The 10,756-nt window shown below is 68.2% G+C and carries 7 protein-coding genes; 1 reads left to right on the forward strand and 6 read right to left on the reverse strand.

Annotated features, from left to right (window positions below; genetic code table 11):
- The first annotated feature begins 160 nt into the window (after positions 1-160).
- Entirely contained in the window at positions 161-697 is a 537-nt protein-coding gene (locus ACOFKX_RS17160) for a peroxiredoxin (RefSeq protein WP_419828257.1), read from the forward strand.
- Positions 698-704: 7 nt separating this feature from the next.
- Here ACOFKX_RS17160 and cyoD read toward each other — a convergent pair whose 3' ends face one another.
- The 6 genes from cyoD to ACOFKX_RS17190 all read right to left on the reverse strand — a co-directional run.
- Positions 705-1,193, reverse strand: a complete 489-nt coding sequence (gene cyoD, locus ACOFKX_RS17165; RefSeq protein ID WP_419828258.1) for a cytochrome o ubiquinol oxidase subunit IV — start codon at positions 1,191-1,193, stop codon at positions 705-707.
- The gene (gene cyoC, locus ACOFKX_RS17170) at positions 1,190-1,897 is read right to left on the reverse strand and encodes a cytochrome o ubiquinol oxidase subunit III (protein WP_419828259.1); all 708 of its coding nucleotides are present in this window, start codon (positions 1,895-1,897) and stop codon (positions 1,190-1,192) included. Before cyoC ends, cyoD begins: the two co-directional genes overlap by 4 nt.
- Entirely contained in the window at positions 1,894-3,915 is a 2,022-nt protein-coding gene (cyoB, locus tag ACOFKX_RS17175) for a cytochrome o ubiquinol oxidase subunit I (RefSeq protein WP_419828260.1), read from the reverse strand. Before cyoB ends, cyoC begins: the two co-directional genes overlap by 4 nt.
- On the reverse strand, positions 3,912-4,817 hold the full coding sequence (gene cyoA, locus ACOFKX_RS17180) for a ubiquinol oxidase subunit II (protein ID WP_419828261.1): 906 nt from the start codon (positions 4,815-4,817) through the stop codon (positions 3,912-3,914). The genes cyoB and cyoA overlap by 4 nt, the downstream gene beginning before the upstream one ends.
- Before the next feature lie 83 nt (positions 4,818-4,900).
- A complete protein-coding gene (treS, locus tag ACOFKX_RS17185) occupies positions 4,901-8,107 on the reverse strand; it encodes a maltose alpha-D-glucosyltransferase (protein ID WP_419828262.1) in 3,207 nt (1,068 codons plus the stop codon).
- A partial coding sequence (locus ACOFKX_RS17190) for an alpha-1,4-glucan--maltose-1-phosphate maltosyltransferase (RefSeq protein ID WP_419828263.1) occupies positions 8,104-10,756 on the reverse strand: 2,653 nt, incomplete at its 5' end. The genes ACOFKX_RS17190 and treS, both read right to left, overlap by 4 nt.

The following is a 10,756-nucleotide window of genomic DNA, read 5'->3' on the forward strand; positions in this document are numbered from 1 at the left end:
GCGCACCGCCGTCGCGGTTCGCGATGGTGGTGAGCAGCCGGCGGGAAGGATCATCGTGTCGCGCTACCCGGCAACAGCCGGTGCGGCCACCCTGCTTGACGGGAAGCGCTTCATCGACGCGGCATCATGCTCTAGGCTCCGTCGGAAAGGAGCCTAGCCGATGATCCGTCTCGTCCCGCTGTCCGCCGCCCTCGCGCTCGCCGCCGGCGTCTCCGCCTCCGCCGCGCTGCCGGTCGGCGCGAAGGCGCCCGATATTGCCACGCAGGCTAGCCTCGCGGGTAAACCCTTCCCCTTCCGCCTGTCGAACGCGCTCAGGAACGGGCCGGTGGTGCTCTATTTCTACCCCGCCGCCTTCACCAGCGGCTGCACCGTCGAGGCGCATGATTTTGCCGAGGCGACGCCCGAGTTCGCGAAGCTCGGCGCGACGGTGATCGGCATGTCCGCCGATCCGATCGACACGCTCAACCGCTTCTCGGTCTCGGATTGCCGCAGCAAGTTCGCGGTGGGATCGGCGTCGAAGCAGACGATCGCCGCCTACGACGTCAAGCTGCCGGTGCTCGCGCGGTCCAACCGCACGTCGTTCGTGATCGCGCCCGACGGCAAGATCGTCTTTGCCTACACGGCGCTCGATGCCGCCGGCCACGTCGACAAGACGCTGGCGGCGGTAAAGGCGTGGCGCGCCGCCCATCCGGGCTGAACGCGCGTCAGCGCGCGGCGGGCGGCGGCGTCACCGGGCTCGGCGAGGCGCCGGGAACGGTCGCGCCGCCGGTCGGGCCGCTCTGGGCCATGCCACCGGCCGGCATCATCGCGTCCATCGGCATCATGTTGGCGTTCAGGTTCGCCATGATCCACAACGATCCCACCACCACCAACGCGACGATCAGCGTGCCGAAGGCGAGCGCGAGCACGTTGTTGGTGTTGTCCGGGCCGGTGGTGATGTGGAGGAAGAAGGCGAGGTGGACGCCCATCTGCGCCACCGCCAGCACGAGCAGCGCGACGGGCACGCCGGGCGCGTAGATGAACCTGGTGGAGCCCGCCACCACGAACGACGCCACCGTCAGCCCGGCCGCGAAGGCCAGCCCGACCAGGTAGCCGCGCACGCCCTTGGCGATGCCGCTGCCCCCCTTCTGCTCCTCGCCGGGCGCGAGATCGTGGCGGCTATGCTCGGACGCCGAGTGGTGGTTCGAACTCACGCGCCCGCTCCCATGAGGTAGACGATCGTGAAGACCGCGACCCAGATGATGTCGAGCGCGTGCCAGAACAGGTTGAAGCACAGCAGCCGGCGCATGATGCTGTCGCGGAAGCCCTTGGCCCAGATCTGCGCCATCATAGTGCCGAGCCACAGCAGCCCGCAGCCGACGTGGAGGCCGTGGCAGCCGACGAGCGTGAAGAAGGCGGACAGAAAGGCCGAGCGCGACGGCCCGAAGCCGCGGCTCACCAGATCGACGAATTCGAGGAGTTCGAGCAGCAGGAAGCCCGCGCCGAGCAACCCCGTGACGAGCAGCGCGGCCTGCGTCCACAGCATGTTCTTCTGGTCGGCCGCGATCTGGCTCATGCCGGCGGCGAAGGAGGAGGCGAGCAGCAGGCCCGTCTCCACCGCGACGTTGCGCAGATCGAAGATGTCGCGGCCCGACGGCCCGCCTGCGGTGGCCTTGGCGAGCACCGCGTAGGAGGCGAACAGCGCCGAGAACATGATGATGTCGGAGAGCAGGAAGATCCAGAAGCCATAGCCGGTGATGACGCGCTTCGATGCCGGGCCGCTCTCGCCGTGGCCGGTCGCCTCGTCGTGGTGGCCGGGGCCGTGGCCGCGATGGCCGACGCGGTTGGGATCGCGCCCCTGCCGCTGGCGCTGATACTCGCGGCTGGCGGGCAGTCCCTCGAAGGTGCCGGTGCTCATGCCGGCCGCTCCTCGGGTGCCAAATTGCGGCGTATCCACTCGGCGCGCGCCTGCCGGCGCTCGCGGTCGACGCGCGCGACCTCCTCCGCCGGGATTTCATACTCGTCGTGATCGCGCCAGGCGAAGGCGACGAAGGTCGCGAACGCGCCGATCAGCCCCGCGATCGCCAGCCACCAGATGTACCAGATCAGCGCGAAGCCGACCAAGGTGGCGAAGAAGGCGCAGACAAAGCCGGTGGCCGAATTGCGGGGCATGTGGATCGGCGCGTAGTCGGGCTCGTCCCCCATGCTTTGCGTCTCGATGGCGGCCTGCTTGATGCCCCAATAAGCCTCCTCGTCCTCAACGCGCGGCATGATCGCGAAGTTGAAGGACGGCGGCGGCGACGGCGTCGCCCACTCCAGGCTGCGGCCGTCCCAGGGATCGCCGGTGACGTCGCGGCGTTGGTCGCGGGTGCGGATCGACACGACGAGCTGGATGAGCTGGCAGGCGATGCCGCATGCCACGATCAGCGCGCCGCCGGCCGCCACCATCAGCCACGGATGCCAACCGGGCACGTCGTAATGCTGCATCCGCCGCGTCATGCCGTCCAGCCCGAGCGCGTAGAGCGGCATGAACGCGACGTAGAAGCCGATCAGCCAGCACCAGAAGGCGCGGTGGCCCCACGCCTCGTCCAGCGTGAAGCCGAACGCCTTGGGGAACCAATAGGTGTAGCCCGCGAACGCACCGAACAGCACGCCGCCGATGATGACATTGTGGAAATGCGCCACCAGGAACAGCGAGTTGTGCAGCACGAAGTCGGCGGGCGGCACCGCCAGCAGCACGCCCGTCATGCCGCCGATCACGAAGGTGCAAATGAACCCCAGCGCCCACAGCATCGGCGTCGTGAAGCGCACGCGGCCGCCGTACATGGTGAACAGCCAGTTGAAGATCTTCACGCCGGTGGGCACCGCGATGATCATCGTGGTGATGCCGAAGAAGCCGTTAACGTCGGCCCCCGCCCCCATCGTGAAGAAGTGGTGCAGCCACACCATGAACGACAGCAGGCATATCGCCATCGTTGCGAGCACCATCGAGCGATAGCCGAACAGCGGCTTGCCCGAAAAGGTGGAGATCACCTCGGAGAACACGCCGAAGGCGGGCAGGATGAGGATGTAGACCTCCGGGTGCCCCCAGGCCCAGATGAGGTTCATGAACATCATCATGTTGCCGCCGGCATCGTTCGAGAAGAAGTGGAAGCCGAGATAACGGTCGAGGATCAGCATCGCGAGCGTCGCGGTGAGGATTGGGAAGGCCGCGACGATCAGCAGGTTGGACGCGAGCGTCGTCCAGCAGAACACCGGCATCCTGAGGTAGCTCATGCCAGGCGCGCGCATCTTGAGCACGGTGGTGACGAGATTGATGCCGGACATCAGCGTGCCGATGCCCGATATCTGCAACGCCCAGAGATAATAGTCGACGCCGACGCCCGGCGAGTAGGCGAGTTCGCTGAGTGGCGGATAGGGCAGCCAGCCGGTGCGCGCGAACTCCCCGACGACGAGCGCGATGTTGACGAGCAGCGCGCCCGTGGCGGTGAGCCAGAAGCTCACCGAGTTGAGCGTCGGGAAGGCGACGTCGCGTACGCCGAGCTGCAGCGGCATGACGAAGTTCATCAGCCCGATCACGAACGGCATCGACACGAAGAAGATCATGATCGTGCCGTGCGCGGAGAAAATCTGATCGTAATGCTCCGGCGGCAGGTAGCCCGGCGCGTGGAACGCCACCGCCTGCTGCGCACGCATCATCAGCGCGTCGACGAAGCCGCGCAGCAGCATCACGCCGGCGAGCAGGCAGTACATGACGCCGATGCGCTTGTGGTCGACGCTGGTCAGCCACTCGCCCCACAGATACGGCCACCAGCCCTTCTTTGTCACCCAGCCGAGCAGCGCGAGGACGGCGACGATCATCCCGCCGGAGGCGACGAGATCGATGGGATTGTGCCAGGGGACGGCGTCCCATGTGAGCTTGCCGAAGAGGTTCATATCGAGCCTTGGGGGCGCGGCGAGACGCCCGGCCCTCCTTGTCCGGTGGTGGGCCCTGCGGCGGGCGGGATGCGCTGCGCGACGATCGCGTCGAAGAGACCGGGCTGGACGGCGGCGTAGGTGCGCTGCGGCTCGTCCGAACTCTGCCGGGCGAGCGCGTCGTAGCCGGCGCGATCAAGCACGGGGCCGGCGCCCTTCGCTTGGCGCACCCACCGGCCGAAGCGCGCCTGCGGCACCGCGTCGACGTCGAACCGCATTCCGGGGAAGCCGTCGCCCGAGAAGTGCGAGGAGAGGCCGAGGAAGCGCCCGGGCCTGTCCGCCATCAGGTTGAGCTTCGTCTCCATGCCGTTCATGGCGTAGATCATCGATCCCAGTCGCGGCACGAAGAAGGCGTTCATCACCGACGCCGAGGTGATGTGGAAGCGCACCGGCACGCCGGCGGGGACGACGAGGTGATTGACGCTCGCCACGCCCTGCCCAGGATAGATGAACAGCCACTTCCAGTCGAGCGAGACGACCTGGACGTCCATCGTCGCCGCCTTCGCCTCGATCGGCTTGGGCGGATCGAGATCGTGGCTGCCGATCCAGGCGATGCCGCCCAGGAACATGATGGTGAGCAGCGGGATCGCCCAGACGACGAGTTCGATCCGTCCCGAGTAGACGAAATCCGGCCGGTACGTCGCGCGCGCGTTGCCCTCGCGATACCACCAGGCGAAGCCCAGCGTCAGCACGATCACCGGCACGATGATGCACAGCATGATCGCCAGGCTGTCGAGCAGGATCGTGCGCTCGCCCGCGCCGATCGGCCCGGCGGGATCGAGAATCTGGCCGCAACCGGATAGCGCGAGAAGCGAAGCGATCGCGAGAGGCTTTGGAGAGCGAAATGCGCGAGGCAGCTTCACGGGGCCGCCCCTAAGCTTCCGACATCGGCAAAACAATGCCTTAGATCGGGTGCGCGCTTGCACGATCCGCAAGCGCGCTCAGCCTAGGCGCCCGCGCCCTCCTCGATCAGCATCCGCGCCACGCGCGCCAGCCCCGCCACCGGCACGCCAAGCCAATCCGGCCGGTTCGCGGCTTCGTAGCCGATCTCGTAGGCCGCCTTCTCGATCAGATAGAGTTCCAGCAACGCGCCCACCTCCGGCTCGTCCTCGCCCGTGTAACCGGCCAGGAAGCGGCGCGCCGCGCGGCTGCGGAACTCGGCATAGCGCTCGTCGGTGCGCGCCTCCTCCGTGTCCGCGCCCGCGGGCCGCTGCGACAGCGCGACGGCGCTCGCATAATCGAAGGAACGCAGCACGCCGGCGACGTCGCGCGCCGGCAGATCCTTGGCGCGGCGCTCCTCCAGCGGCTTGGCGGGCTCGCCCTCGAAGTCAATCAGCATCACGTCCGATCCCGTGACGAGCATCTGGCCGAGATGGAGGTCGCCGTGGATGCGGGTGCGCTTCTCGCCTTCAGCCTCTTGCGCGGCGGTGCGGACGTGCGCGGCGATGGCGGCGGCGTGCTCGACGAGGAAGCGCGCATTATCGTCGTCGATGCCGGACGCCTTGATCTGCCCGATCGCGCGATCGAGTCCGGCCGCGACTCGCTCGCCCAGCGCGTCGGCATCCTCGCGCGTCATCGTCTCGGGCGCGAAAGCGGGATCATCGCTGGGCCTCGCCAGCACGGCGTGCATCTCGGCCAGGCGCGATCCCAGCCGGCAGGCGAAGTTCTCGTAGTTGGCGAAGCTGCCTTCCACATCGGTGGCGAGCCGCTCCAGCACGCCCAGCGTCCACTCCCAGCCATCGCCCTGGTTATGGACGAAGGCCTGGGCGAGCATCATCACGCTCCTGCTGTCGCCCTCCTCCAGCACCGCCTGGCCCAGCATCGGCGGCACGCTCTCGAAGCCGCCATCGGTCAAGTGGCGGACCATCTCGATCTCGGGATGGATGCCGGGCGCGATCTTGCGCAGCAGCTTTATAACCGCGCTGTCGCCCAGCACCAGCGTGCTGTTGGATTGCTCGGCCGACAGCCACTGCGGCGGCTCGTCGGGATCGACGTCGAAGCCGGGGAAGGAGGAGAAGCTGAGCGCCGCGCCCTCGCCTACCGGAAAGCTGGCGCCCTCGGTCATCGCGTGGACCACCGCCTTCGAGAAGGCCTCGACCGCGAAGCCGTCGGTCAGCAGGCCGACATTACGGCCACGCCGTACGCGCGCCAGCGCCAGCGCAGGCGCGAAGCGGCCGGGCTGCTCGCCCTCCCACACGATGCCGAGCGGCAGCGCGTAGCGCGCCGTCGTCTTCTCGGTCTCCACCTCGATCGCGGCGAGCAGCAGGTCGCGCGTGCCGGGCAGCTCCGCGCTCCACGCGAGCCGGGCGGAGCGGATCGCCTCGTCCTTCGCGCCGAACCAGCGGCGCTGCGCGACGTAGGGCGGGAGGATGTCGTGCTCCAGGACGCCGCGATTGGCGCCGAGCGCCACGTCGGCAAGCTCGGGGCGCAGCACGAAGGTATAGCGCTCGATCTCGGCGCCGGGCGCCCCGCTGGACCAGTCGGGTGCCATCACATCCTCGCAGAGCTTGAACCACAGGAAGCCGTAGGGCGGCAAGGTGAGCAGGTAGGGAAGCTGGCCGATCGCCGGGAAGGCCGCGCCGCCCGTCATCTCTACGGGCACGTCGCCCTCGAACTCGTGGAGATCGAGTTCGACCGCCTGCGCGGTGCGCGACAGGTTGGCAACGCACAGGATGCGATCGCCGTCATGCTCGCGCAAGTAGGCGAGGATGCGGCGGTTGGCGGGCTTCAGGAAGCGCTGCGTGCCGCGCCCGAACGCCTGGTGCTGTCCGCGCACCGCGAGCATCCGCTTCACCCAATTGAGCGGGGAATGCCGATCCCTTTCCTGCGCCTCGACGTTGATCGTCTGGAAGCCGTAAAGCGGGTCCATGATCGGCGGCAGCGTGAGCGAGGCGGGGTCCGCCTTCGAGAAGCCGCCGTTCCGGTCCATCGACCATTGCATCGGCGTGCGCACGCCGTCGCGATCGCCGAGATAGACATTGTCGCCCATCCCGATCTCGTCGCCATAATAGAGCACCGGCGTGCCCGGCATCGAGAGCAGCAGCGCGTTCATCAGCTCGATGCGCCTGCGGTCCCGCTCCATCAGCGGCGCGAGGCGCCTGCGGATGCCGAGGTTGATGCGCGCGCGCTTGTCCGACGCGTACGTGTTCCAGAGGTAATCGCGCTCGCTGTCCGTCACCATCTCGAGCGTCAGCTCGTCATGGTTGCGCAGGAAGATCGCCCACTGGCAGTTTTCCGGAATGTCCGGCGTCTGGCGCATGATGTCGGTAATCGGGAAGCGATCCTCCTGCGCCACCGCCATGTACATGCGCGGCATCAGCGGGAAGTGGAACGCCATGTGGCACTCGTCGCCCGCCCCGCCGTCTCCGGCGCCACCGAAATATTGCTGCGTGTCCTCGGGCCACATATTGGCCTCGGCGAGCAGCATCTTGTCGGGCCACTTGGCGTCGAGGTGCGCGCGCACCTGCTTCAGCACGACGTGCGTCTCGGGCAGGTTCTCGTTCGACGTGCCGTCGCGCTCGATGAGGTAGGGGATGGCGTCGAGGCGGAGCCCGTCGACGCCGGCCTCGCACCAGAAGTCCATGACCGACAGCACCTCGGCGATCACCGCCGGATTGTCGAAGTTCAAGTCCGGCTGATGCGAATAGAAGCGATGCCAGTAATAGGCCTTGGCCTCTTCATCCCACGACCAATTCGACTTCTCGGTGTCGCAGAAAATGATCCGCGTGCCCGAGTAGAGCTGGTCGTCGTCGGACCACACGTAGAAGTCGCGCTCCGGACTGCCGGCGGGGGCGCGCCTCGCCGCCTGGAACCAGGGATGCTGGTCCGAGGTGTGATTGATGACGAGTTCGGTGATGACGCGGATGCCGCGCTCGTGCGCGGCGGCGATGAAGGCGCGCACGCTCTCCATCGTGCCGTAATCGGGCGAGACGTCGCGATACTCGGCGATGTCGTAGCCGTCGTCGCGACGTGGCGAGGGGTAGAAGGGCAACAACCAGACGACGTTGACGCCGAGATCGGAGATATAGTCCAGCTTTGCCATCAGCCCGTCGAAGTCGCCAATGCCGTCGTTGTTGGCGTCGAAGAACGACTTGACGTGGACCTGATAGATGACGGCGTCCTTGTACCACATCGTGTCGGACGGGTCCGTCATGCAGGGTTCTCCTTAGGCGCGATGCGCCATATGCGGTACGGCTCGTCTGGGTCGAGCCGGATGAACTGGCGCTTGCCGTGCCAGTCGAAGCGGTAGCCGCGCGCCATATCCTCCACGGACACCGAGCCCTCGTCGGGCAGGCCGAACTCCCACAGAGGCACGTCGAACTCGCACTCGCGCGCGTTGTGCGGATCGAGGTTGACCATGACGAGAATCATGCCCGTGCCGGAGGGCTCGGGCTTGCCGTAGTAGATGATGGCATCGTTGGTGGCGCTGTAAAAGCGCGTGTTGAGGTGCGTCTGGAGCGCGGGGTTGGCGCGGCGCAGGCGGTTGAGCAGCGTGATGTCGGCAACGATGTTGCCGGGCGCGTTCCAGTCGCGCGGGCGCAGCTCGTACTTCTCGCTGTCGAGATACTCCTCCTTGCCGGGCAGCGGCGCCGCCTCGCACAGCTCAAAGCCCGAATAGACGCCGAAAAGGCCGCTGAGCGTCGCGGCCAGCACCGCGCGCACGCGGAAGCCGGGGCGGCCCGAGGTCTGGAGATAGACGGGATTGATGTCGGGCGTGTTGACGAAGAAGTGCGGGCGGTAGAACTCGCGCGGAGCGGTCGTCGTCAGCTCCTCGATATACTCGATCAGCTCCGCCTTGTCGTCGCGCCAGGTGAAATAGGTATAGCTCTGCGAAAAGCCGATCTTGGCGAGGCGGTACATCATCGCCGGTCGCGTGAAGGCCTCGGCCAGGAAGATCGCGTCGGGATATTGGCGGCGCACCTCGCCGATCATCCACTGCCAGAAGGGCAACGGCTTGGTGTGCGGATTGTCGACGCGGAAGGTGCGGATGCCCTCGCGCGCCCACAGCAGCACGATGTCGCGCAGCGCGCACCACAGCGCCGGCACCGCGTCGGGCGCGTAGAAATCGACGTTGACGATGTCCTGATACTTCTTGGGTGGGTTCTCGGCATATTTCATCGAGCCATCGGGCCGCCACGCGAACCAGCCGGGATGCTCCTTTAGCCACGGGTGATCGGGCGAGCACTGGATCGCAAAGTCGATCGCGATCTCCAGCCCCTCGGCGCGGGCGGCGGCGATCAGCGCGCGGAAATCCTCGAATGTGCCGAGTTCCGGATGGATGGCGTCGTGGCCGCCGTCCGCCGATCCGATCGCATAGGGGCTGCCGGGATCGCCCTCGGCCGGCGTCAGCGTGTTGTTCGGGCCCTTGCGATTGGCGGTGCCGATCGGGTGGATCGGCGGGAAGTAGAGCGTGTCGAAGCCCATGTCGCGCACGCGCGGCAGATGGTTGATCACGTCGCGGAAGGTGCCGTGGCGGTCCTTTGTGCCCGACATGGAACGCGGGAACAGCTCGTACCAGGAGGAGAAGCGCGCCTCCAGCCGCTCGGCATCGAGGAGCTGCACCGAGGAGCGTGTGCGATGCCGCCGATCGTCCGCCACCGCCATCGCACTCGCGAGTTCGGGCGATAGGAGGAGCGCCGTTCCCTCCTCGCCGTCGCCCGCCGCCTCTAGCCGCGCCGGCCAGTCGGCGAGCGCGCCGGCACGGGCGGCGGCCTCGGCGACGAGCGCGCGGCCTTCCATATAGTCGACGGGCTGCGCGACGCCCGCCTCCAGCTTCTTGGCGAAATCGCGCCGGAACCCGCCGAAGCGATCGAGCCACGCCTCGACCACGAATTCATGCCGGCCCATCCGCGTCGGCGTGAAGCTCGCCGTCCATAGGTCATTGCCCTCGAACGTCAGCGGCACCGCCGTCCAACCCTTGTCGTCATAGGCACGCCACAGCAGCTCGGCGGCGAGCTGCTCGTGCCCGTCGGCGTAGACCAGCGCCTCCACCTCGACGGTCTCGCCGACGACGCGCTTGACCGCGAACGCACCGCCCGAGACGGACGGCGCCACCTGCTCCACGACGATCCGCGGGCACTCCTCGGCAAAGGCGCGCGCGGCCTTGCCGCCGGGCTTGACGGCCGACGCGATCGGCCGCGCGACGCGCGCCGTCAGCAGCCGAACCTCGCCGGGGCCGAGCGGCACGAACGGATCGCCGCGCCCGCCTGCCCGCGCGATCGCGCGCAGGCCGACGCCTGCGACGGCGAGCAGCGACGCGGCGTCAGGCGCGTCGACGGGCTCGTCGGCGCGGTTGACGAGCAGCAGCGTCGCGGCTGTCGCCGCACGCAGATCGCCCGTGTCGCCGCGCAGCAGGACGGTGACGCCCGCCTGAGGATCGCTCAACCGCCGAACAGCGCCGCGGTAGCCGAGCGCCGCCTGCCCGATCGTCCGCACGCGCTGGACCAGGCTGGCGTCCGCGAACACCGACGCGGGCACGATCAGCGTGTCGGACAGCGCCGCCGCGACCGACAGGAGCCGCGCGATCCGTGCCGGCTCGTCCGATCCGTGGAGCTGCTCGCGCCGGAACTCGGCGGCGACGGGCAGCAGCCCGCGCGCCGCTTCCAGCTCGTCGAGCAGCCAGGGCGCGGAGAGATCCCACCAGCCGAAGGCGGTAACGAGCCGGTCGACGCCGGCCTGCCGTAGCGCGCGCACCGATCCGCCGCCGACAGGCCCGGCGAGCAGCTCCGCCTTCGGCAAGGCGGAGCGTGCCGCCGCGATCAGCGGGGCGAGACGGGCCGGGTCGACCCCCCCGGTGGCGACC

This window comes from Sphingomonas sp. (genome assembly GCF_965200105.1).
GTDB lineage: Bacteria > Pseudomonadota > Alphaproteobacteria > Sphingomonadales > Sphingomonadaceae > Solisphingomonas.